This is a genomic window from Cobetia sp. 29-18-1 (genome assembly GCF_029846405.1).
GTDB lineage: Bacteria > Pseudomonadota > Gammaproteobacteria > Pseudomonadales > Halomonadaceae > Cobetia > Cobetia amphilecti.
The window spans coordinates 36,190-59,670 of sequence record NZ_JARWKS010000023.1; the positions used below are offsets into that span (position 1 = coordinate 36,190).

Consider the following 23,481-nt stretch of genomic DNA (forward strand, 5'->3'; position numbering starts at 1 on the left):
GCCTGGCAGTTGGCCGGGTGACACGCCCGTGTCATTTGCCGAACGGTTCACCTCGCCCCGAGGTGTGTTGAGAGTGTGCTGGGGGCGAGGTGAGTCAGAGGAGCGGAAGGGACGTGATCCAGTGCCTTAGCTGCTGGTCTCGGCCTTCTTCTTGTTGCTCGCGGTGGCACTGGTGGCTTTCTGGCGCTCCAGCAGCGGGGCCAGGAAGCGACCGGTGTGCGAGATCTCCTGCGTGGCCAGTTGCTCCGGCGTGCCTTCGGCGATGATCTGGCCGCCGCCTGAGCCGCCCTCCGGGCCGAGGTCGATCAGCCAGTCGGCGGTCTTGATCACATCCAGGTTGTGCTCGATCACGACCACGGTGTTGCCGTGATCGCGCAGGCGGTGCAACACGACCAGCAGCTGGCGAATATCCTCGAAGTGCAGACCGGTGGTCGGCTCATCGAGAATATAGAGCGTCTTGCCGGTATCGCGCTTGGCCAGCTCACGCGCCAGCTTGACGCGCTGGGCTTCACCGCCGGACAGCGTGGTCGCGCTCTGGCCGAGGCGGACGTAGGAGAGGCCGACATCCATCAGCGTCTGCAGGCGGCGGGCGATGGCCGGAACCGGCGAGAAGAACTCCAGCGCCTCCTCGATGGTCATCTCCAGCACTTCGTGGATGTTCTTGCCCTTGTACTGCACCTCAAGCGTCTCGCGGTTGTAGCGCTTGCCCTTGCAGACATCGCAGGGCACGTACATGTCGGGCAGGAAGTGCATCTCGACCTTGATCAGGCCGTCGCCCTGACAGGCCTCGCAGCGGCCGCCCTTGACGTTGAAGCTGAAGCGGCCCGGCTTGTAGCCGCGGGCACGTGCTTCCTGGGTGCCGGAGAACAGCTCGCGAATCGGCGTGAAGATGCCGGTATAGGTCGCCGGATTGGAGCGCGGCGTCCGCCCGATGGGGCTCTGGTCGATATCCACCATCTTGTCGAACAGGCCCAGCCCTGCGATGGTGCCGTAGGGCGCGGGCGTCAGGGTGGTGGCCCGATTGAGCTCACGCGCCGCCAGCGGCATCAGGGTGGCATTGATCAGCGTCGACTTGCCTGAGCCCGAGACCCCGGTGATGCACGTCAGCAGGCCTGTCGGCAGCGTCAGCGTCACATCCTGCAGGTTGTTGCCGGTGGCGCCGGTCAGGCGCAGCACCTTGTCAGGGTTGGCCGGAAGGCGGTAGGGCGGCACGGCGATCTCGCGCTCGCCGCTCAGGTATTGCCCGGTCAATGAGCCAGGCGTGGCCTCGATCTGCTCCGGCGTGCCCTGGGCGACGATCTCGCCACCATGCACGCCGGCGCCCGGGCCGATATCCAGCACGTGGTCGGCGGCGCGAATCGCGTCCTCATCATGCTCGACCACGATCACGGTGTTGCCCAGGTCGCGCAGATGGATCAGCGTCTTGAGCAGGCGATCATTGTCACGCTGATGCAGGCCGATGGACGGCTCATCGAGGATGTACATCACCCCGACCAGGCCGGCACCGATCTGGCTGGCGAGACGGATACGCTGCGCCTCACCGCCGGACAGGGTGTCGGCGCTGCGCTCCAGGGTCAGATAGTCGAGGCCGACATTGACGAGAAACTCGAGGCGCGCCTGGATCTCATGCACGATCTTGGCGGCGATCTCGCCCTTGCGTCCCGGCAGACTCAGCTTGCCGAACTCTTCCCACGCCTCGCCGATCGGCTGACGCACGACCTCGGAGAGCGTGCGGTCATCGACATAGACGTTGCGCGCTTCACGGCGCAGGCGCGAGCCGTCGCAGCTCGGGCATGGCTGGACCGCCAGATAGCGGGCGAGGTCCTCGCGCACCATGTTGGATTCGGTCTCGCGGTAACGGCGCTCCATGTTGGGCAGCACGCCCTCGAAGGGGTGCTCGCGGGTCACCTTGCGGCCACGGTCATTCACGTAGCTGAAGGCGATGTCCTCGCGGCCGCTGCCGTTGAGCACGGCGTCACGCGCTTCATCGCTGAGCGACTCCCAGGCCGCTTCCAGCGCGAAGCCGTAATGCTCGGCAACGGCCTGCAGCTGGCTGAAGTAGTAGACACTGCGGCGGTCCCAGCCCTTGATGACGCCTTCGGCCAGTGACAGCTCAGGATGGCTGATCAGCTTGTCGGGATCGAAATACTGCTTCACGCCGAGGCCGTCACAGGTCGGGCAGGCGCCCGCCGGGTTGTTGAAGGAGAACAGGCGCGGTTCCAGCTCGGCCAGCGCATAGCCACACACCGGGCAGGCGAAGCGCGAGGAGAAGACGAGGTCTTTCTGTTCGCCATCCATGAAGTGCAGGCGTGCGCTGCCGTCGGCCAGATTCAGCGCGGTCTCGAAGGATTCGGCCAGACGCTGCTTGAGGTCTTCGCGCACCTTGAAGCGATCGACGACGACGTCGATGTCATGCTTCTTGTTCTTCTCCAGCGGCTTGAGGTCATCCAGCTCGACGATCACGCCGTCGATGCGTGCCCGCACGAAGCCCTGGGCACGCAGCTCTGACAACAGCTGGAGGTGCTCACCCTTGCGGCCACTGACCACGGGAGCCAGCAGCATCAGCTTGCTGCCTTCCGGCAGGGCGAGCGCCTGATCGACCATCTGCGAGATGGTCTGGGCTTCCAGATCGATCGCGTGGTCCGGACAGCGCGGCGTACCGGCGCGTGCATACAGCAGGCGCAGGTAATCGTAGATCTCGGTGATGGTACCGACGGTGGAACGCGGGTTGTGCGAGGTCGATTTCTGTTCGATGGAAATCGCCGGTGACAGGCCTTCGATATGGTCGATGTCCGGCTTTTCCATCATCGACAGGAACTGACGTGCGTAGGTGGACAGTGATTCGACGTAGCGCCGCTGTCCCTCGGCATAGAGAGTGTCAAAGGCAAGTGATGACTTGCCGGAACCGGAAAGTCCGGTCACCACGATCAGCTTGTCACGCGGCAGTTCGACATCGATGTTCTTGAGGTTGTGGGTGCGCGCACCCCTCACCTGAATCCTGTCCATTGCCACCTCGGGCTGCGTCGATAAAAGCAACGATTATAAGGCGCGGGTGAAACACCCGGCAAAGGCTGCATGCTTTCAAAGCCGCCAAGCGGGCCTTAGAATATGCAGTCCATTGGTGGGCGACCACCGTTGGATGTCACATCTCGGCGACCCACGTGGTCGGCCTCCCTCTTCTTGACTGTCATGCTCCGGAGCCCGTCGCCGCCCATGAAAACCTCTCGACTGCTCGCGCCGGAACGCCGCGCCATCGTCGGCCTTGCCAGCCTCTATGCGACTCGCATGCTGGGGCTGTTCATGGTGTTGCCGGTGCTGGCGCTCTATACCCGTGACCTCGCCGGAGCGACGCCGACACTGGTCGGTGTGGCGCTGGGTGGCTACGGGCTGACCCAGGCATTGCTGCAGATTCCGTTCGGCTGGCTGTCAGACCGACTGGGGCGCAAGGCCGTGATCGGCTTCGGGCTCGGGTTGTTCATTCTGGGCTCGCTGGTCGCGGCGACGGCCGACAGCATCGAGATGATCATCCTTGGACGCTGTCTGCAGGGCAGCGGCGCCGTGGCGGGAGCGATCATGGCACTGCTGGCCGATCAGACCCGGGAGGAGGTTCGCACCATGGCGATGGCCTCCATCGGCATGTCGATCGGGGTCGCCTTCGCGCTGGCGATGGTCGCAGGGCCACTGGCCGCAGATGCCTTCGGCCTGTCGGGGGTCTTCTGGTTGACCGCCGTGATGGCCGTCGCGAGCCTGTTCGTGCTCTGGAAGCTGGTGCCAGCTGCGCCCAGGCGTCAACATCAGGATGTGGGGCTTGATAGGCGCCAGCTCAAGGGTATCCTCGCGAATTCCGCATTGTTGCGCATGGATGTGTCGATCTTTGCGCTGCACATGATCCTGACCGCCTGCTTCGTGGCCATCCCCCAGCAGCTGGTCAATTTCGGCATCGCCCCCGCGCATCATGGCTGGATCTACCTGCCATTGATGGGGCTGGCCTTTGTCGCCATGCTGCCGCTGGTCATCGTGGCCGAGAAGTATCGGCGCATGAAGCCCGTCTTCCTGGGGGCCGTCGCGACCATCGCGACAAGCTTGCTGCTGCTGGGAGTCGATGGCATCGAGCATGCGGGGCTGGCGATGTTCCTCGGCCTGCTGTGGTTGTTCTTCGTCGCCTTCAATCTGCTTGAGGCGACCTTGCCGTCAATGATCTCAAAGCTGGCCCCGGCCGGTGCCAAGGGTACGGCGATGGGGGTCTATTCCACCAGCCAGTTCCTGGGCGCCTTCGTGGGCGGTGTCGGGGGCGGCTGGTTGACCGGGCATTTCGGTCTGAGCGGCGTGTTCTTCGCCATGGGGCTGGTCGCCATTCTGTGGCTGGCCGTGGTGTGGGGCATGCAACCGCCGCGACATCTGGGCAGTGAAGTGATCGGCCTGTCACCCGAGGCCGCGCAATTGTCGGCCGTCGAGCTGCAGACACGCCTGCTGGCGATCGCCGGCGTGGAAGAGGCGCTCGTGGTACGTGAGGAACGGGTCGCTTATCTCAAGGTCACACGCGATACACTGGATGACAAGGCGCTGGCCCGCTTCACTCGCCAGCGTGATGACGAAACTCCGGCAGGCGCGGAAGTGCCTGCCAGCTGAACCCTGACATCGGCAACACATTGCCGGTGCACTCGATACCTTCTCCGGTGCCCATGGCGCGCCGGTCTATTTGCAGGAGTAATCTTCATGGCTCGTGGCGTAAACAAGGTCATTCTGATCGGTAATCTCGGTCAAGACCCGGAAGTTCGCTTCACCCCGTCCGGTAGTGCGGTGTGCAACCTGAACCTCGCGACGACGGACACCTGGAATGATCGCCAGAGCGGTCAGCGTCAGGAACGTACCGAATGGCACCGTGTGGTGATGTTCAACAAGCTGGCTGAAGTGGCCCAGCAATATGTCAAGAAAGGCTCACGCCTGTATATCGAAGGTCGCCTGCAGACGCGCAAGTGGCAGGATCAGAACGGCAATGACCGTTACAGCACCGAAATCGTGGCCAACGACATGCAGATGCTGGATACGCGTGGTGAAGGTGGCGGCGGCAACTTCGCTGGTGGTCGCCCGCAGCAGGCGCCTCAGCAGGGCGGCCAGCAACCGGCCGCAGCACCCCAGCAGGGTGGCCAGTTCGGTGGTCAGCAGCCGGCCCCGCAGCAAGGTGGCCAGTTCGGTGGTCAGCAGCCAGCCCCTCAGCAAGGCGGGCAGTTCGGTGGTCAGCAGCCGGCCCCTCAGCAGGGCAACAACTTCGTTGGCCAGCAGCCTGCCCAGCAGAACAACTCCCAGAACAACAATTTCGGTGCGCCGCCCGCGGGCAGCTTCGATGATTTCGATGATGAAATCCCGTTCTAGGGAATCCCTCTAGCTTGTAGTAGATGATGTTATGGGCAAGTCACTGATTCTTAAGTGGCTTGCCTTTTTTGTGCGCAAAAAAAAGTGGAGAAAAGATTTACTAGTACTACACTCAAAAAAAGGTAGAGAAAAGAGGGAGCGATGTCGACACTCACGATCAGGGTCCTAGAGGGAGGGGAGCGTGCTCCGTTCCTGCTGGATGACAGCGGTGTTCCGATGTTCTATCCGACGCTGTTCACTACGGTGCGTCTGCGTAACGCGGGTGCTGCGGTCAACACCATCAGGAACAAGCTCGCCGACATCCTCGTTCTACTACTGTGGGAGGCTTACAGCCGGAGGGACCTGATCACTGAATTCTCCCAGTCTCGCTTTTTGTCTCTCCCCGATGTTCTATCCCTACGGGACTTCATGAAACGCGACACACGCGACTTGAAAACAGTAAAACCGCGAAGGGGGGCCGCATCGATTCATGCTTTCCTTGAGGCGCACGTGGGGCAAAGCGGTACACAGGCATCGATCTGTGCCTCACACCACTTCAATCGAATGACCACCTTGGCCGAGTATCTCGAGTTTCTGGCAACCGTACTGACTCAGCATAAGCAGAGTAGCGACGATTCGGATGCGATCAAGAAGATGGTGACGAGCATTCGTAACCATCGGCCGCGTGGGCTCATGGGGTATTCGGACGGTGATCCTCATGACAAGTCTCCTCCCTCAGAACTCATCGATCGCTTCATGGCCGTGTCCGCTGTCGATCATCCTCACAACCCGTTCCGCGACCCAGGCGTTAGATTGCGCAATGCGATCCTGTTTGGGTTGCTGAGGCATACGGGAATGCGACGTGGTGAGCTGCTGAGCGTCCGTACAGACTTCATTGAGTTCGGTAATGAGCCCTTGGTCTGGTTACGCCGCAATCAGGACGATATCAGTGACCCTCGTCCCTATCAGGGGGTCCCCAAGACCAACGAGCGTGCTTTACCGTTGCCGCGGGCCCTTGCAGATCAAATTCAGGACTACATCCTGAACGTTCGAGCAGGCATTCCACCGGCGCGACGGCACCCGTACCTGATTGTGTCGCACAAGAAAGGGCCTGGATATGGCAACCCGCTGTCTGCTGCGGCCCTTGGCACTCAGATCATGCGCAAGATGCGTCAGGTTGACCCCACCTTTTCCGCAATCCATCCACACGCCTTCCGGCATCACTTCAACTATGAGTTATCTCAGAAAATCGATGAGCACAACAGGAAAGCGCGTAGTGGTAGTGCGAAATACGCGATGCTTGAGCCTATTAGTGAGGCTCAAGAGTTGGATATGCGGGCGATCTTGAATGGACATCGAAGCCGAGAGTCTGGTGTAGCCTACAACCAACGTCATATTCGTGAAACGGCTAATAGGGCTATTCGAGCACTACAGGCGGGAATGATATCGACTGATCTTTCGAGAGGTGAGAATGAGTACTAACACTAAGGAATGGCCTCAAGAGAGATCAGCTGACGAGAAATCTGTATCAAAAGATGGCTATGTATTTTATCTAGATGATAATCGCTGGCAGTTGAATAAGGACGTTACTCTTTACTTAGGAAAGGCGGCAGAGCTTCCGGAGCCAACGCAGAGTGGTTTTCGCGCTACGTTATGCAGATATGCGGAAGAGTTCTCTGCCCTGCATGCTTATAACATGACTAACCGATTTAAGAAATTTCTTCACGATACTGGAGCGAACTCTGTATCGGCTGAGGCACTACTAAACTGGCGCTCGAGCTTGAAAAAGGAAGGGCAATGGAATATCGGAGGGCTCAAGGGCTTCCTGTTAGCGTGGCACGATTATGGCTTCCCTGGGGTTGAGAAAGACGTTGCCAAATTGTTGCAGGAGTGGCGGATACAGGGGTATGAGAAAGGCAAGGCAGTAATAATTTCTTGCCCCGAAACAGGCCCTCTAACAGATCTGGAAATCCAATCCCTGTTGAATTGGGCAAATATGGCAGCAGCCCAAAAGGAAGTTAGTTTAAGTGAATATGCCTATTTTCTGACACTGACTATGACTGCTAGGAGGCCCGTACAGATTGCAGCTTTACGTGGCAAAGACCTTCTCAAGGGAGCATCATGCGACATATCACAACATAAGATACGCATACCCCGTGCCAAGCAAAGAGGAGTTAGGTTTCGACATTCCTTTCGCACTCTGGCTATTATTGAAGATTTATATCAAGTGCTCAAGCACTTGCACCTAGAATCAGTTTCTCAAGTAGAGAGAGTAATTGGTCATAAACTAGGTTCCGATCTCTATGATGAGATACCTATCTTTATCAACCCTAAAGCGTTGAAATACATATCGGATGCTATTGATGTTACAGAGCTTCTGATGGGAGCTCGTCCTGATACGCTCCATGCGACTACAGCTCAACTTGCACGGGGACTCAGAAATTTATCTCGATTGTCACAAGCTCGCTCAGAACGTACTGGCGAGTTTATTCGCTTGTCGGCAACGCGCTTCCGCTATACCCGAGGAACAAAACTCCGCCGAGAAGGTTTTGGAGCGCAGGTGATTGCAGAATTGCTAGACCATACGGATACGCAGAATGTACAGGTCTACTGCGAGAACACAGCCCAGGAAGCGGTCATCATCGATGAATTGGTAGGAGCTCAATTGGCACCGTTTGCTCAGGCCTGTATGGGGACACTGGTTTGGTCAGAGCGTGAGGCTATACGAGGAAGTGATCCGAGAAGTCGAGTACCGAATCATCGACAGGAAGCAGTTGGTACTTGTGGTAACTATGGCTTTTGCGCCAGTGGATATCGTGCTTGCTATACCTGCCATCATTTCCAGCCTTGGGTTGAAGGCCCGCACAAAGAGGTACTCGTGGAGCTTCATGAGGAGAAGCGTCGCTCACAAGAGGCTGGATGTGATGAGCTGGTTGTGCAGGCAAACGATCAGTTGATTCTGGCTGTCGAGCATTGCGTATCTTTGTGTGAGCGAGCAGAGCGGAGTGATGTGCTAACCGAGGAGTCAAATATGGAGAGAGATGATGGCTGATATAATCCAATTTGCCCCTCGAGTAGAATCAGATGCAAAGCAGAATCTGAAAGATTTTATTTGTCTGGCCAGAGAGAAGCTGACGGCCTTTGAAGAGGGCGGTGGGTGGAATAATGACCGGTGGCAGCAAGGCAAAACTGTTGCAGTATTCGCAACAAAGACAAAGCCGCTTAGTTCCTATACCTATACGCCGTTATCTGAACCGTATAAACAGTTTGCTAAGGCTTACATTCGCTATACTTTCAGTCACCGGCCAGTAGTGTCGGTCATGTATGATTTGCATGCACTTCGGTGTCTTGAAGCTGCATTGCTATATGTGCATGGCAAGGCGGATATCTCTCTTCTGAATCAGGTAGTATTGGATGTCAGTGCTGATAAGTGTCGAGAGTATTTTTCCAATTCGGATGTGAAGCATAAAACTGGGTTGAAAATTCAAAAAATTTGCGAATTTTGTATCAAGTACAAATTAGTGTCATCTCTCCCTCAGTGGAAATCCCCTTTTGCTAAGCCTAAGATTTTAAATGAAGCTCTTGATGAAGATGGTAGTAACCATAGGGCATCAAAAATGCCCTCACATCAAGCTATGCTTATGGTAGCTGACCTATTTGCTAATGCAGATGATGTAGAGACACAATACTTCTCTAGCATCATGGTGCTACTTATGGTTGCTCCTAGCCGTATTTCTGAGGTGCTTGCGTTGCCTGTGAATTGCATAGGTTGGGAGGAAGACAGTCAGGGGAGGCAACAGATGTTTCTTCGTTGGTATGCTGCGAAGGGTAAGGGGAATATGAAAAAGTGGATCATACCCGCTATGCATAGTGTGGTGGAGGAGGCAGTGCGGCGCCTTACCGTGATTGGCGAACCAGCACGTATAGCTGCAAAATTCGCGTATAATAACCCTGGTCGAATTATGGGTAACGCGGGGGTGGACATATTCCCCAATAGCCAGAGAGACAAACAGCTTTCCCCTGAAGATCTAAGTGAGATATTAGCATTATCATCTATTAAAGGTAATGTCATTGACAGTAATGGGAACGTACGGTGGGCATCGATAGGGGGGCGGAAGTGGCTTTCTAAGTTAGTGATAGACAATAAAGTAACATATGGACGGTTGGCAGATTTTATATTCAATACCTATTGTGGTATAGAGTGGCCTTACTCAAGTAGTTTAGATAAAGTTTTTATATGGGATGCATTGTGTCTTCATCGTGAGGGCGAGTTTCACTCTACATTTAAAGCGAAGCCATTTTCGTGGCGTTTACCTACTACTACTGAAGTGAATAGTCGTATTCAGTCAAAGAATAGTAACAGTCGAAGGTCCTTGTTTGAACGGTTTGAGCTTCGAGAGGTCGATGGCACGCCGATTGTATTAACTAGCCATCAATTAAGACACTGGCTAAGTACTATGTCAGAGCGTGCTGGAATGGATGACTATACGCTCGCACAATGGGCAGGCCGTGCACGGGTGAGCGATAACCGATACTACGATCACCGTACCCCCGAAGAAAAATTCAACACAGTCCAAAAATTGTTGCATGCAGAGAAGCCCAGTGTCCTCGAACGGTTTCGAGGAAAGGCTCCCGTCACCTATAGAGAGCTAGGCATCGATCGCTTGGGTACGGCGAAAGCAACCCTCTATGGTATGTGTACGCACGACTATGCAATGGCTCCCTGTCAGAAACAGATGGAGTGTATGACCTGCAAAGAGCATGTGTGCGTAAAAGGTGATCATGTCACTCTCGAACGCATCAAGCGGCTTGAAGATCAGACGGAAGAGCTGCTCAAGCTTGCGACAGTGGCTCACCAAGACGGCATTTTTGGTGCTGACCGATGGGTAGATAACCACAAGTGGAAGCTGGCAAATGTGCGTGCTATGCGCATAACACTTGAGCAACCAGGTGTGCCTGATGGCACGCTTGCAAGCATACCTAATGAACATGACCCCTCGGCTATTGAGCGGACGTTAAGGTCATTGGATATTACCTATGATTATGTTAGCGATCCTTTAGTAAAGCCCATTGCCTTTCAACCGACTTTAGGAGATTCGTAATGCCCAAGAAAATAGTAACTTCATCTACTCTACCTAAAATTCTTAGGGAGTTGGATCGCTGGCAAGGAAAGCTAACATGGCCTCTATTCTGTGAGCATATGGCTATCGTGTTAGGTATTTCGTCTATATCAAAGCATACGATGTATCAATATCCCGTTATCAAGAGTGCTTTCAAAGAGCGCCAACAATCTATCAGGGAAAATGTGAGCTCTTCTCCTCGAGATTTTACTCTAGAAGCAGCAAATAAACGCATTTCTGCCTTGGAGGCTGAGGTCAAGCGCTTAGAGAAGACTAATAATCTGCTGTTAGATCAATTCAGACGCTGGCAATATAACGCTTATTCACAGAATTTAGACATGTCACGGTTAAATCTTGATTCGCCTTTGCCGAGAGTGAATCGTAAATAGAAGGTATGTTAAAATTAGAGGAACTTCACTAGTGCTATGATTTCACTTTTTAGCTTTTTAGCTTTTTAGCTTTTTAGCTTTTTAGCTTTTTAGCTTTTTAGCTTTTTATCTGTTTTGTGCTGAACCACATGTGAGACAGCAGTTACTAGTATGCTCATAGTGCGTATCCTTAGCATAAATAACATTACCATGACATTCTGTTAATATGCAGCTACTTCTCTTTACATCAATAAGGCATTCACATAACCAGCAATTAATAGTTTCTGATTCTGCTTTATTTGGCACCAATAGTGCATAATTTGGGTTTACAGTTATTCCTGATTCGATAGAGCAATTTTTACAATACGGACAAAGATACCTTCGTCCAGTACTTGGCATGCCTATCAACTTTCTTAGTTCATTGGCAGTCAAGTACTTCTCAAATATTTTGAAGTAGGATAGCAACATCATCTGCTCTTCCTCTTCATTTGTAAGGCCATAAAGAGGCTCCGTTAACATTGCTGATTTAAAGTCTCTTGTCCAATTCTCTTCCCACAAGCTCGTCAAATATATAGCAGTCGACTCGATAATATATTTTGGGTTTAAAATAGCTCGATGTAATCCATGAGTATATTTGTTTCGTTTCTTTCGCAATTCATTCAATCTCTGCTTCACGCCTAAATCTATTCCTTCTTCTGTTATTTCTTGATAAATAACGAGTAAGTCATCAAATTGATGTATGAATAGATCCTCAAAGTTTTTATTACCTTTACTTAATCCCCATCTTGATGGCTCTCCCGCAATTAAGAGCAGTGGATCAACTTTACATATCCTATACTTAAAATAATTTTCTATAGATAGAAAGAGCATTATCAATGAATTTCCGAGTATGCCCTGTCGATTCTCCCACTCTTCTTCAAGCACTTCATCGGCTCCCCAATCTCCTTGTGTAAGAGCCATTTCTGTCTTCAGTAATAGGTCTACTGATTGAGCTAAATACTGCACGCTTAAGTTTTTGAACTCATCTGGCGCAGGCTTATTAGTTATCATATTGGCTTTGGGCCCGTATTCTTTGACCTGTTGATGACACTTGCTATTTCTACATAGGATTGAGCGATAGATATTTTATTATAGCAGCTGTTAATGCTGTCTGGTAGACTGCTATTTTTCTGGTGTGTTAAATAATCCGTTATGAATAGACCATATTGAATAGCCAAAATTGTTAATCAACGCCTCCCCTTGTTTTAAATATGAGGCTTCGCTATTAATTCCCGCAAGTGTTAAGGCTTGATCGATCTTTGAACTTGTCGGATGCGCGTCTCCTAATCTCATATCATAAGCACCCACAATTGCTCCAAAGATTTTATGAGCCTCTTCACTTCCAACTTTTTGAGATAGTATTTCTTGCAGTAGCTTGTTCGAACCAAGTTTATCCTTTTCGCGGTGCTTCGATAATTTTCGCAATTCTTTGACATTAAGTCGGTCAGAGAATATCCGAATAATTTCTTTTGCTAACCTTAGTAGTGATGCTCTATCTTTACTCTGGAATCGATTTATTTTATTTAAAGCATCTGTATGATCAAAATCATGTGAAAAAAGAGGGGCTTTGAACCTTTGTTTGAATGATTTTTCAAGCATGTTGATTACACCAAGAAGCATTTCCTCTACAGCGTGTGTTGCTGCCGGTTGTGCTTTTGTTTGAGAGTCAAACAATTCACTTGAAATTTTGCCCTCTGGGACTACGTTTTGCCCGGCCCATAAGTGTTGCTCCCAAGAAGGGAGGCGGGCGATATCATAAGCATATACTGTAATTAAATCCGCCGAGTTTACTCCAAAGTGAGTCCGATGACCGGAAGTAGAGTGAATCGCTCCTGTTTCGGCTGTATACCATTCAAGCGAAAATCCGCGGAGCCCCAGCAGTTCATTAATAATATTTGAACGAAACCACAGCCACCTTCCAACATCTTCATCGTTAAGTTCAGATGACTCCATTCGTGTACTATCGGTTTCTACTATGAATCGGGGCAAGTTTTCATCCACATCTTGCCTAACTCTCTTACTTAAACCATTATGGTCAATCCATTCATCTCGCCAAAACTCGCCCTCCACCCGTATACCATGATAACCATTTATAGTCCCTTCAGAGGTTTCATAGTCAGTATTATCGTCTCTTTCAGGTCCCATTACAGGAGCGTCTTCCTCTTCATCCACGTCTGTTCGCCAAGTACGAAATAATGACCATTTACCACCAAAAATATCATTCAGTTCACGTATAAGCAGTTTATATTGGCCGCCATCTCTCTCTTCTTCGTGTTTTTCGAGTCCTGCATATTCACTGTTCTCGAGTGTCTCTACATTTTCGACTCTTTGCCGATAGTACGATAGTTTCAAAGATAAATTCCTGGCTGCTAAATAATCGAGAAGAAACTCTCTTTTGATTTCAATCTTGTGTGGATTTCTTTCATCATCGAAAACTTCTCTAGCCACTATTACAAAATTTTCCTCTGGCCTTACCCAATTGTTGCCTTCTTTTATAAGCCGTAACGCCACAATCAAATCAGGATTTAGTATCCATAAGTTGCCGCCCACTACAGGCTGTGGATGTTCAAAAACAAGATGAACTCCGATTGGTTCTTTGTCATTCCATTCGTACTGTTCAATTGTAGAATAACAACCATCTTCGTAGGCATAAGGTTGAGGTGTGCTACTGATACCAATACTACTCCAGCTGGCTTTTTCGGCTATTTCTCTATGCTGTGGAGGGAAAGCTACAGAACCACAGCCAAAGTACTCCGAAGTATATTCAACATTTCGGGAATTTCCCGCTCCATTATAAACGGATGCTCGCAACGGTACCCATGTTGATGTTGAATATGTCCGACGCGTTTCCTTCTTTTGAAGAATCCATTCTTGATTCATTGTTCGTCTCCCAATATATGTTTATTATATTCAAAAATATACTCTATATAGCCCGTTGAGGCCTCTCTCATCAGCATTTAATTTATACAATTTATTTACGGCTTGCCATTCTCACCTTGAATGAAATACGGATGGCATGCGTTGTCGTAGTTTATGCATAGCAATAATAGACCAGCATTTCGGTTTCGCCACGCTACCGCCCGATGGCACGCCTGGTAGGCGCCATCTTTCGTCAATTTCATCTTGTTAGGTAAGTTTCTTTCCAGTGTAGGCCTTTACTATAGCTCCACCGAATGTATTTTTGTATATTGGTCTTCTTCTTTCACTATAAGGATAAGTCGTTAGATAGGGCGATGCCACAAAACCATTGCTCCAGGTCGGTACGTCAGTCTCGTCACGATGAGGGTGGCATATATATAGGCGAGCCAATGCTGCCTAGGGCGGAGTAGAGGAGTGGGGGCAAAGCCATTCACCCTAGGCCAAGACTTTGCTCATAGGAAGGGAATGAGTTTTTTAGCTCACGAATGCCCAGAATGATCTGAAGTGGACCCCGAAATTCGGACTAGGCGCTAAGCTCTGATCAGACCGGCCAGGAGAGCTTTATCCTGAGCAGGAAACGTCGACAGTACAGCAGTGAGCTCAGAGCCAAGGTAGCCCTTACCGCCCCAAGGGGAAACAGACCACGTCGGATATCGCAGCCTGCTTCGAGATCCACCCAACCATGGTGAGTCAGTGGAAACTCGAACTACTGGACAACGCCACCGGCATCTTCGAGAGCAAGAGCCCCAGTAAAGCCGCCCAGAAGACCCAGGAGGAGATCGATACGCTCTACCGTGAGATCGGCGGCTGACGCAAGCGCTATGATTAGCTTATTCAAGCCGAGTCGCGGAGCAATCCAGGCTATCAGCCTGGACAAGGGCTCGGAAGTTGTTAGCCACGAAGCAGTGGCCAAGACCGTGAAGGCGGCGATCTACTTCTGTGATCCTCTACTGCACCGGACAGCGTGGGACCAACGAGAGCACCAATGGCCTCATACGGCTAAAGTAACGGATTTCCGCTAGACCACCGATGCCCAGCTGCACAAAGAGGCCATAAAGCTGAATGACCGTCCTCAAAAGCTACTCGGATATCGGACACCGAAGCAGGTGTCTCTGGGGGAATACACAGGAGGCCTGGATACCCCAGGTGCTGCGCTTATTGCTTGAGTTCTGGGTCCAGGTACGCTTAGCCGCACGAGATATCAGTGTCCGATGATAGAGATGTGGCTAATATAGTTCTCTTTTTTCTAGTTAATTGGTCTAAGGGAGATGCTTTGAAAAACTAACTTTTTTCACTTTCGGTATTTAATTTTTCGTTTATTAAGAATTTCTTAGGCTCCTTCAACCGATTTTGGCTCGAGATTGGTGCATAACTAATTAATTTTGTATTTACCTCAGGTGAACGAGTTGTTTTCAAAAAATTAATTGTTTGAATTTTGTTTTCTAGCTAATTGATTTTTCACGAACTGCAAGTACTATAGTTTATGGGAAACTAATTAGGATAACTAGCAATGACTAACAATAGACAACCGTACGATTGTAGCGTTAAGGATTGGCTTATTATCTCTGTGGATGACAATGAGGTTAAAGGAAGGTATTTATATGGGATTGTAGTGTTAGATAAAACCGGTAGATTTGATAAAGACGATTATGTTTTCACGTCACCTATATTATCTATAGACGAAGAGTCATCTATTGTGAAAACACAAAATAACAACTACCAAGTTTTAGGGCAGGGTAAATATGTTACTTACAACTTTCCTCAAGCTATTTTGCTGAAGCAATTTGGGGTTTTATCTTGATCAGAGTATAATCTAGAGGCAATAAAATGACAAAAGAAGAAGTATATAGCAAGCTTTATAGAGTTGTTTCCGATCAATACGATATAAGGAACAGTCTTTTATCGATTGTAATTCGTGACTGTGTTGTTAATGATGGCGCTATACCCAAATCTTCAAGCAGTAGTGAAATAGAAAGGCAGTGTCCAGGCGTATTAGATATGATCTGTAAAAGTTATTTCTCAATTATTGCAGAGGGCAATAAGTATTTGTAATGCCTATGAATTATTAGGTAAAGCTCAATTTCACAGTCCGATCATGAGACAATCCTTCACTCGAGCATGAAAAGTTGGTATGTGTAGATCGAGTGAGCGGTAAAGAAATGTGAGGAAACAAAAAGAGCCTGATAGTTCAGGCTCTTTTTGAATGTTTATTCTATCAATTCCAATCCCACCCTTCATAACCTTTAAACTGCTTTGTTAATTCATCAGGAGCATGGATATTAACTATGTTGTCCCGGTAAACGTATTTTTTACCTAATGTTATGTCTTCGAAAGTATTTGGTTGATAAGGATCAAACCTTCCTAGATCCGCCAAGGTCTCAATATCTGAGTTAATAGTTTTTAGCCAGGATGCAGTTATAACCTTGACCCCTGTTTCTTTAAGATAGGCTCTTGCGCTCTCTAGGCTATATCCACGAGTACAAAAATCATCTATTACAAGTACACATTTACCCATTTTCATCGGCGAGCTACTATAACAGCTGTTTGAGTTTTTTCGTGGTGTCGGATTTAAATGTATTGTATTAAGCTGGTTCTCATGTCCAATCGTTATCCCAGTTTTTCTAGCTGTCTGTGATTTAGTTGACTGTGTATGCCTAATAATCAAGTCGGGTATGTAGTTAATGCGGAAGCATTTGCCAAATATTGCTACCGCTTCATCCATGACACTATTGCCTGAGCCAGGCCTATGGCCAGGATATGAAGTTATATAATTTATTTCTTTGTATAATCCGCTAAAGTAAATGCTTGACACTAACGCACCTACCCAAAAATCTGGATGGCCTTTTCCATTCTTCGCTGCACTCCTTGCATCAGCTGAGTAAAGGGTATGCTCTTCTTTAAATGTACTAAAGGGAGCCAGTGCGTAAAAGTGAAAGTCTTGATCATGAATTTCGTGACACCAATGGTGCTCCCGTAGGCAGAATGTATCAATATACCGTGCTATGTCCTTTGGGCTGTCAAATTCAAAGCCATAATCGGTTTTAGTATTCCACCATGTTGCTCGTAGAAAGAGTAAGTTACCATTGACAGCTGTTTTCATATCGCTATCTGATGCTCCGATGTAAATTACTTCTTCTTGCCTCCAATCAAGTTGTTCTAATACATAGGCAGTGGACGCTGCTTGGGGCTTTTTAGGGATGCGAGGGTTCTTACTTGTACAAAAATATGGAAAGTCCCCCCAATGTTCTTTTAATCTATCTTCAAGTGGGTCACTACCAATTCTAAATGTTCTATTTGTAAGTACTGTAAAAACAATTCCTCTAGATTTAAAGAAATTAATTAACTTTTCTATTTCCTCAAAAAGTGCTCTGTGATCACTCTTCCCCATAGGAAATAGGACATCTTCTACGCTTAAGATCACACCTTTAATTCTTGGCACTTCCATCATCCTCTCTTTATATTTTAAATGGAATTTGTTTGTTGTCTTCGTTGTTGTGATCTTGTTGCACCGCCGTTAGTAGCTCACTGATTTGATTCGGTAATACATAGGAAGCTGCATTATATTTATTCTCTGAATAAGCTATCTCAGGTCTTATTAACTTGGTTCTAGGCAAGTAGATGCAGTATATTTTTCTATTGAACTCACTCGCAAATTTTACAGTATGCGCAGTGCCAGATTTTATATCCCACTCGACTGGGATAAGAGAATTGGCTAATCCTGCCTGTAATCTGTTACGCCTAATAAATGTTTGTGCACTCCCTTTCTGCCATGGAAGATACTCAGATATGATAGTGCCACCATTCCTTAGTATCTCATCTCTAGTTTGCTGTGTTCCTTTTGGGTACTCCTCGTCGAAACCATAGCCTAGTATAGCTACAGTTGGTATGTCGTAATGTATGGACTCCATGTGCACTATATGATCTATACCAACAGCAAGGCCGCTTACGGTTACAATATCTTTCAAGCATAAGCCTGACATTAAAACCTTTGTCATAAAAACACCTTCTTCAGAAGGCTTGCGAGTACCAACGATCGCTACAGACTTTGTCGATAAGTTATATGTGTTGCCTTGTACAAATAGCCATTTTGGTGGTGTTGGTATTGTCTTGAGCTTCTCAGGAAATTCTTCTTGCTCGGGGAAAATTAATCTTATTCCATTATGCGCAAGTTGTCGTGCTATCGATTGTCCTTTTTTCCACAGATTTTGCTTTTGAAAGTCCCATTCTTTTTTTGTGAATTCAAAATTGAGTATAGATTTATTCTCATCATAAGGCTTTTGCTTTAGTATGTACGTATAGCTTTCACCTAATTTGCTTAAGTTATACATTCTCCAGTAATCCGAATTTTCCAAAGAAGCTATTGCGAGAAACGCTATGGCCTCATTTTTCCAATCTTCTGTATTCATTGTTACCCTATAGCTGCTCTAGTAATTGCCCGTGTTTGCTTTCTATTTTAGACCCATTTTAAGTCTTCCCTATTTGTTGCCATCAGCGGTGCTAGCATTTTGAATTCTCTTTATTTCTGCGTTCAATATCTATTTTCTACATCGGGTCACCTGAGACTAGCATGCTCAGAACTGTACGTAGCAGTGGGAGATTGGTGCGTATGTCTGCTTTTTCCTGATTCGGTGCACTCTGGCCATTACCACCTTCGGGGCAAAATGTAAAGAAAAAAGGGGCTGACTTAGTTCTGCTTGGTCCCCGAGCTTGCGTACAGAGGAGGCGATGACGCACGGCTTCAGCCTGGATCGAAAGGGGAGGCTCTGCCAGCAGCGTTTTATCAACCAAAATCGGTCAGAGGTTGACATTTCATGGATTTTTTGAAATTTTCCCCGTATATTCAAAGATTTATTCTAAACTGGTTTTTTTTATGAGTTTTAGATATACACAACCGTTTTGAATAAAGTTTTTCGCCTGTGCGCCGATAGAACGCGCAAGCGATAACGATGAAAAGGCCCTCGTTCAGCGAGGGCTTTTTTTTGAATCAACCATGAGATGTTCGCGATATTTTTTTATGTAAGCGACTGTTTTTCATGAATTATCGCCGATCATGAGAAATGATTCCGAGCGCGACATCCAGTGGCTAGTGCCGCGCGTAAGGGAGGTTGAGTGCCAGTCCATTGCGGCTCATACATGCGTTGCAAACGAGCGTTGTGCAAAAAACGCTTCATGGCCGTATTCTCTTGGTATCTCGCCGTTGGACTGCCAGTGTTGTCGGGTGGCAATCCATGGCCTGAGAAGCCTGTCGTGGTACTCCAGAGGGGGTGCTGGCGACATGACGCCGTTGTCGGATTTCCGCCCCTATCTTGCCGACTGTGGCATGCCCCTGATGATTGAGGTTATTCATGCATGGCAGTTATTCCTATCCACTGGTCGCCCTGTCAATCGTGGTTGCAGTGCTGGCTTCACATGCAGCGCTGCAGTTGATTCGTCAGGTCGCGCTGGCCCCTTCGCGCGCCACCAGCCTCGGCTGGCTGGTGGGCGGAGCCGTGGCAATGGGGCTGGGTGTCTGGGCCATGCATTTCATCGGCATGCTGGCGTATGAAAGCCCGGCTTCGGTCACCTATGCGCCCGGCCTGACGGCGTTGTCGGTGCTGATCGCGATGCTGGCCTCGGGGCTGGCACTCTGGGTGAATACGTTGCCACGCCTGACGCCGATGCTGTTGATGACCAGCGGGACCATCATGGGCGGCGGCATCGCCACGATGCACTACACCGGCATGGCGGCGATGCAGATGCACATGCCATACCGCTATGACCCGCTGCTGTTCGCGGTGTCTATCGTGGTGGCGGTGGTGGCCGCGACGGCGGCCCTGTGGCTGGGAGGCTTCTTCTTGCGCCAGCGCCGCCCCAATCGCATCTATCAGGCCCTGGCGGCCGGTGCGATGGGTCTTGCCATCGCCGGCATGCATTACATCGGCATGGCGGCGATGGAGATGATACCGCTGACCACGCCCATCATCTCTCCCGCCGGGGTGGGCATGAACTCCGGGCAGAATCTGTGGCTGGCCCTGGCCATCGCGATCGCGACCCTGGCCGTGTTGGGGCTGGCACTCCTGGCCATCAGTGCCGAGCAGCGCATGCGTCGTAGTCGCCATTACCGCTCGCGTCTTGATGGCCTGCTGGAGTATCGGACCCGGGAGCTGCGTCATGAGCGCGATCAGGTGGCGGTCATGCTGGATTCCATCGATGAAGGAGTGATCAGCCTCGATCGCGAGGGCCATATCCAGCACATCAATCCCATCGCTGCCGAACTGTGTGGCTGGGACCCGTCGTTGGCCCGCGGGCGCCCCTGGGCGCGCATCTTGCAGCTGCGCCATGAAGGTACGTTGCAGTCGGTTGCCAGCCAGCTGGAAGGGGTCTTGCAGCGTGGCGAAGTGGTGCACATGTCCAGCCAGACGCTGCTGGTGGCACGTGATGGCAGTGAATGTGCCGTGGAGCTCAAGGCCTCGCCCGTGCGGCGTCGCAGTGGAGATGTCGAGGGGGCCGTACTGGTCTTCCGCGACATCAGCTATCGCCAGGCCATGATTCGGCGCCTCAACTTCCAGGCGCATCACGACAGTCTGACCGGCCTGCACAATCGCACCGCCTTCGATGACGCTCTCACCGCGGCGCTGGGCGATGGCGGCTTTCACCAGCTGCTGTACCTGGATCTCGACTTCTTCAAGGTGGTCAACGACACCTGCGGTCACGCGGCCGGAGACACCGTATTGCGCGAGCTCTCCGCGCTGATGCGAGCTCAGGTGCGGGAAACGGATGTACTGGCACGCCTGGGGGGCGATGAGTTCGCCGTGCTGCTCTATCGCTGTTCTCGCGAGCAGGCCATCGAGCGTGCCGAAGCGCTGTGCGCGGCCGTCAGTGCCTATCGCTACTACGATGAGGGGCGGCCATTCCAGTTGGGCGTCAGCATTGGGGTCGCGCCGGTCGAGGGCGGTGTCCAGGCCTCCGAAGTCCTGCGTCAGGCGGATGGTGCCTGCTACATGGCCAAGCAGAGCGGGCGCAATCAGGTACATGCCTACCATGACGGAGATGCGGGGTTCGAGCGTGCCCAGCGCGAGGTGCAATGGCTGCCGCTGCTGCACGAGGCGCTGGAGAATGACCGCTTCACGCTGTATATCCAGCCGATCCGCTCGCTGAGTGATGCCACCAGCAAGCCCTACTATGAGGTACTGCTGCGCTACGTCAACGACTCGGGCGAGCACCTGGCCCCGGCGCACTTCATGGCGACGGCGGAGCGATTCGGCCTGATGCCCGAGATTGATATCTGGGTCGTCACCCAGGCGCTGCAGGTGCTGGAGTCCGATGATGGCCGCATCGAATCGGATGCCGTGCTGGCGATCAACCTCTCCGGCCAGAGCATGGGTGACCTGCGCATGCGCGATCAGCTGGCGGCGCTGGTCACGCAAAGCTCCGTCATGCCACAGCGGCTGTGCTTCGAGATCACCGAGACGGCGGCCATCAGCAATCTGGCCCAGGCGCGCGAGTTCATCTACAGCATGCGCCGGCTTGGCTGCAGCTTCGCCCTGGACGACTTCGGCAGCGGCATGTCGTCCTTTGCCTACCTCAAGGAGCTGCCGGTCAATCAGCTCAAGATCGACGGCGCCTTCGTGCGCAACCTGACTCGCGATAGCCTCGACGCCGCCATCGTCTCCGCCATCTGTGGCATCTGTGCCCAGATGGGCATCATCACGGTGGCGGAATATGTCGAGCGTCTTGAGCTGATCCCCGCCCTCGAGCTGATCGGTGTCGACTTCGTGCAAGGCTACGGCATCGGTCGCCCTCACCCGATCGGCGCCCCTTTGATCTCCATCACTCCACGTAACAACGGGCCTGCAGCCAGTCTGCAAGGTTGATAGAATGACACCTTTGCATCGTCGCCTCTTGCGGCGATGCGCCTGTTTGCTGGAGCCTGCCTGTGAAACTCTTGCTGCTAGATGCCGGGCATTGTCTTGGCCTGGGTCTGATTCGTGCGGCCGGTACGCGCGCCGATCTTGAGCTCAACGCCGTCGAGTCTGACCGTATTGGTGCCGATGACATCCGCACCAGCCAGGCGGATGTCGTCATCGTGCCGCCGTTCGCACGCCCGGCCGATTCCGCACCTGCCGAGGTGATGGCGCATGCCGAGGCGGTGGAGCAAGTGCTGGCCGCCTGCATCGAGACCGGCACACCGCTGGTGTGGTGCGTGGCAGATCAGATGTTCGAGCAGGGCGGCGAAGGCTTGCTCGACGAGGACGAGGTGCCCTCGCCGATCGATACGGCGCTGCGCCGCGTCATCGCGACCGGTGATCGCATCCGTGCCGAACTGCCCGATCACCTGATCGTGCGTCTGGGCCCGCTGTTCGGTCCGGAAGGGCGCGATGCCTGGTTGCCGACGCTGATCGAGCGTCTGCTGGCGGGGGAAGAGGTGCGTGCCGCCGAAGATGTCATCCTGTGCCCGACCAGTGTCGATGCCGTGGCGATGGCGCTGATCGGCATGCTCCAGCAGCAGCGCTGCGGTGCGGATGCCTGGGGGGCCTACCATCTGGCCGGCACCGAGCCGATCAGCACCTACGCCTTCGTCAGTGTCGTGCGTACCCAGTTGATCACCCGTCTCGAGGGGCTGGGCGAGACGGTGGCCGCAGGCCCGCTCAAGGCGCTGACCCTCAATTCAGGTACGCCGCTGCGGCGTGTGCTCAATTGCCGCCGCGTGCTGGACACCTTCGGTGTGCATCAGAAGCCGTGGCGCCTCGAACTATCCCGCCTGATGGATGACTGGATCGCGCAGCGCGCCTCCGGCTCATCTCGCCCTGACTCGATCTGACCTGTGGAGACTGTGCCTGTGAATGCGCTGCGTAGCGTGCTGTTTTATGTAGGTTATTTCATGGCGTTGCTGCTCAGCGCCGTGGTGCTGGTGCCGCTGGCGGCCTGCCTTCCGCTACAGGCGCGCTACCGTGTCCTGCATAGCTACAACCATATCGTGCTGTGGTGGTTCCGACTGACCTGCGGCGTGAAGGTGCAGGTGACTGGACGTGACGCCTTGCCTGAGGGGGCCTGCGTGCTGCTGGCCAACCACCAGAGCGAGTGGGAAACCATCTACCTGCAGGTGGCCAAACGCCCGCTATGCACCGTGCTCAAGCAGGAGCTGCTGAAGATTCCGGTCTTCGGCTGGGGGCTGAAACTGCTGGAACCGATTCCGCTGGATCGCACCCAGCCGTCCAAGGCGCTCAAGCAGGTGCTGTCAGTGGGCACCCAGCGCCTCAAGGACGGTTTTACCGTGCTGATCTTCCCGGAAGGCACGCGCATCGCGCCGGGGACGCGCAAGAAGTTCAACAAGTCCGGCGCCGCGATTGCCTGCCGTGCCGGCGTGCCGGTGGTGCCGGTGGCGCACAATGCCGGTGAGATCTGGCCCAACGACAGCTGGATCAAGCGCCCGGGCACCATCCATGTCGCCTATGGTCCGGCCATCGAGACGGCGGGGCGCAAGCCGGATGCGGTGATCGCCGATGTCGAGGCCTGGGTCGAGGCCAAGCTGCAGGAAATCTCCAGCGTCCAGCGTCCGCCGCTGGAAGAGGAAGCGGCGGCCGATAGCGTCGGCGCCTGACAGCTTGTCGCGCTTCTGATGCATCCGGTACCCGCCAGCGAGCACCGGACAGTGTCTAGTCCTGAAATAGGTTGACACTTTGGGAACTCAAAACGCTCGATGC

The 23,481-nt window shown here is 52.1% G+C and carries 16 protein-coding genes; 11 read left to right on the forward strand and 5 right to left on the reverse strand.

Annotated elements, in window-relative coordinates:
• Window positions 1–126: 126 nt before the first annotated feature.
• Window positions 127–3,006, reverse strand: a complete 2,880-nt coding sequence (uvrA, locus tag QD208_RS15465; RefSeq protein WP_279837358.1) for an excinuclease ABC subunit UvrA — start codon at window positions 3,004–3,006, stop codon at window positions 127–129.
• Window positions 3,007–3,213: 207 nt separating this feature from the next.
• Between uvrA and QD208_RS15470 the strand changes: the two genes are divergently transcribed.
• From QD208_RS15470 to QD208_RS15495, 6 genes are all read left to right on the forward strand, one after another.
• Window positions 3,214–4,629: an MFS transporter gene (locus QD208_RS15470; RefSeq protein ID WP_054556904.1), complete on the forward strand. Its 1,416-nt coding sequence runs from the start codon at window positions 3,214–3,216 to the stop codon at window positions 4,627–4,629.
• An 87-nt stretch (window positions 4,630–4,716) separates the two neighbouring features.
• Complete coding sequence (ssb, locus tag QD208_RS15475; protein ID WP_279837359.1) at window positions 4,717–5,373, forward strand: single-stranded DNA-binding protein; 657 nt, start codon at window positions 4,717–4,719, stop codon at window positions 5,371–5,373.
• Window positions 5,374–5,514: 141 nt separating this feature from the next.
• Complete coding sequence (locus QD208_RS15480) at window positions 5,515–6,834, forward strand: site-specific integrase (RefSeq protein ID WP_279837361.1); 1,320 nt, start codon at window positions 5,515–5,517, stop codon at window positions 6,832–6,834.
• On the forward strand, window positions 6,824–8,404 hold the full coding sequence (locus QD208_RS15485) for a site-specific integrase (RefSeq protein ID WP_279837362.1): 1,581 nt from the start codon (window positions 6,824–6,826) through the stop codon (window positions 8,402–8,404). Before QD208_RS15480 ends, QD208_RS15485 begins: the two co-directional genes overlap by 11 nt.
• Window positions 8,397–10,454 (forward strand): integrase, encoded by a 2,058-nt coding sequence (locus QD208_RS15490; RefSeq protein ID WP_279837363.1) that lies wholly within the window; start codon window positions 8,397–8,399, stop codon window positions 10,452–10,454. The genes QD208_RS15485 and QD208_RS15490 overlap by 8 nt, the downstream gene beginning before the upstream one ends.
• Entirely contained in the window at window positions 10,454–10,861 is a 408-nt protein-coding gene (locus tag QD208_RS15495) for a hypothetical protein (protein WP_279837364.1), read from the forward strand. Before QD208_RS15490 ends, QD208_RS15495 begins: the two co-directional genes overlap by 1 nt.
• A gap of 105 nt (window positions 10,862–10,966) precedes the next feature.
• Here QD208_RS15495 and QD208_RS15500 read toward each other — a convergent pair whose 3' ends face one another.
• The gene (locus tag QD208_RS15500) at window positions 10,967–11,890 is read right to left on the reverse strand and encodes a hypothetical protein (protein WP_279837365.1); all 924 of its coding nucleotides are present in this window, start codon (window positions 11,888–11,890) and stop codon (window positions 10,967–10,969) included.
• Between the two features lie 111 nt (window positions 11,891–12,001).
• On the reverse strand, window positions 12,002–13,759 hold the full coding sequence (locus QD208_RS15505; protein ID WP_279837366.1) for a hypothetical protein: 1,758 nt from the start codon (window positions 13,757–13,759) through the stop codon (window positions 12,002–12,004).
• Between the two features lie 721 nt (window positions 13,760–14,480).
• Here QD208_RS15505 and QD208_RS15510 point away from each other — a divergent pair.
• The gene (locus QD208_RS15510) at window positions 14,481–14,609 is read left to right on the forward strand and encodes a hypothetical protein (RefSeq protein ID WP_279837367.1); all 129 of its coding nucleotides are present in this window, start codon (window positions 14,481–14,483) and stop codon (window positions 14,607–14,609) included.
• 699 nt (window positions 14,610–15,308) lie between these two features.
• A complete protein-coding gene (locus QD208_RS15515; RefSeq protein ID WP_279837368.1) occupies window positions 15,309–15,599 on the forward strand; it encodes a hypothetical protein in 291 nt (96 codons plus the stop codon).
• A 414-nt stretch (window positions 15,600–16,013) separates the two neighbouring features.
• On the opposite strand, the gene QD208_RS15520 is transcribed toward QD208_RS15515, so the two are convergent.
• Together QD208_RS15520 and QD208_RS15525 are read right to left on the reverse strand one after the other, a co-directional pair.
• Window positions 16,014–17,243, reverse strand: a complete 1,230-nt coding sequence (locus QD208_RS15520; protein ID WP_279837369.1) for an HAD hydrolase-like protein — start codon at window positions 17,241–17,243, stop codon at window positions 16,014–16,016.
• A gap of 10 nt (window positions 17,244–17,253) precedes the next feature.
• A complete protein-coding gene (locus tag QD208_RS15525) occupies window positions 17,254–18,204 on the reverse strand; it encodes a DNA-protecting protein DprA (RefSeq protein WP_279837370.1) in 951 nt (316 codons plus the stop codon).
• A gap of 939 nt (window positions 18,205–19,143) precedes the next feature.
• Between QD208_RS15525 and QD208_RS15530 the strand changes: the two genes are divergently transcribed.
• The 3 genes from QD208_RS15530 to QD208_RS15540 all read left to right on the forward strand — a co-directional run bounded on the left by QD208_RS15530 (window position 19,144) and on the right by QD208_RS15540 (window position 23,378).
• On the forward strand, window positions 19,144–21,651 hold the full coding sequence (locus tag QD208_RS15530; RefSeq protein WP_279837371.1) for a bifunctional diguanylate cyclase/phosphodiesterase: 2,508 nt from the start codon (window positions 19,144–19,146) through the stop codon (window positions 21,649–21,651).
• A gap of 62 nt (window positions 21,652–21,713) precedes the next feature.
• On the forward strand, window positions 21,714–22,598 hold the full coding sequence (locus tag QD208_RS15535) for a sugar nucleotide-binding protein (protein WP_279837372.1): 885 nt from the start codon (window positions 21,714–21,716) through the stop codon (window positions 22,596–22,598).
• 60 nt (window positions 22,599–22,658) lie between these two features.
• A complete protein-coding gene (locus QD208_RS15540) occupies window positions 22,659–23,378 on the forward strand; it encodes a lysophospholipid acyltransferase family protein (RefSeq protein WP_279837373.1) in 720 nt (239 codons plus the stop codon).
• The last annotated feature ends 103 nt before the right edge of the window (window positions 23,379–23,481 follow it).

Excerpts from the sequence above, each read along its gene's own strand:
- QD208_RS15480 (WP_279837361.1), top strand. The coding sequence starts at position 5,515 with ATGTCGACACTCACGATCAGGGTCCTAGAGGGAGGGGAGCGTGCTCCG.
- ssb (WP_279837359.1), top strand. The coding sequence starts at position 4,717 with ATGGCTCGTGGCGTAAACAAGGTCATTCTGATCGGTAATCTCGGTCAA.
- uvrA (WP_279837358.1), bottom strand. The coding sequence starts at position 3,006 with ATGGACAGGATTCAGGTGAGGGGTGCGCGCACCCACAACCTCAAGAAC.
- QD208_RS15510 (WP_279837367.1), top strand. The coding sequence starts at position 14,481 with ATGGTGAGTCAGTGGAAACTCGAACTACTGGACAACGCCACCGGCATC.
- QD208_RS15500 (WP_279837365.1), bottom strand. The coding sequence starts at position 11,890 with ATGATAACTAATAAGCCTGCGCCAGATGAGTTCAAAAACTTAAGCGTG.
- QD208_RS15520 (WP_279837369.1), bottom strand. The coding sequence starts at position 17,243 with ATGGAAGTGCCAAGAATTAAAGGTGTGATCTTAAGCGTAGAAGATGTC.
- QD208_RS15490 (WP_279837363.1), top strand. The coding sequence starts at position 8,397 with ATGGCTGATATAATCCAATTTGCCCCTCGAGTAGAATCAGATGCAAAG.
- QD208_RS15485 (WP_279837362.1), top strand. The coding sequence starts at position 6,824 with ATGAGTACTAACACTAAGGAATGGCCTCAAGAGAGATCAGCTGACGAG.
- QD208_RS15530 (WP_279837371.1), top strand. The coding sequence starts at position 19,144 with ATGCATGGCAGTTATTCCTATCCACTGGTCGCCCTGTCAATCGTGGTT.
- QD208_RS15540 (WP_279837373.1), top strand. The coding sequence starts at position 22,659 with ATGGCGTTGCTGCTCAGCGCCGTGGTGCTGGTGCCGCTGGCGGCCTGC.
- QD208_RS15495 (WP_279837364.1), top strand. The coding sequence starts at position 10,454 with ATGCCCAAGAAAATAGTAACTTCATCTACTCTACCTAAAATTCTTAGG.
- QD208_RS15515 (WP_279837368.1), top strand. The coding sequence starts at position 15,309 with ATGACTAACAATAGACAACCGTACGATTGTAGCGTTAAGGATTGGCTT.
- QD208_RS15470 (WP_054556904.1), top strand. The coding sequence starts at position 3,214 with ATGAAAACCTCTCGACTGCTCGCGCCGGAACGCCGCGCCATCGTCGGC.
- QD208_RS15505 (WP_279837366.1), bottom strand. The coding sequence starts at position 13,759 with ATGAATCAAGAATGGATTCTTCAAAAGAAGGAAACGCGTCGGACATAT.
- QD208_RS15525 (WP_279837370.1), bottom strand. The coding sequence starts at position 18,204 with ATGAATACAGAAGATTGGAAAAATGAGGCCATAGCGTTTCTCGCAATA.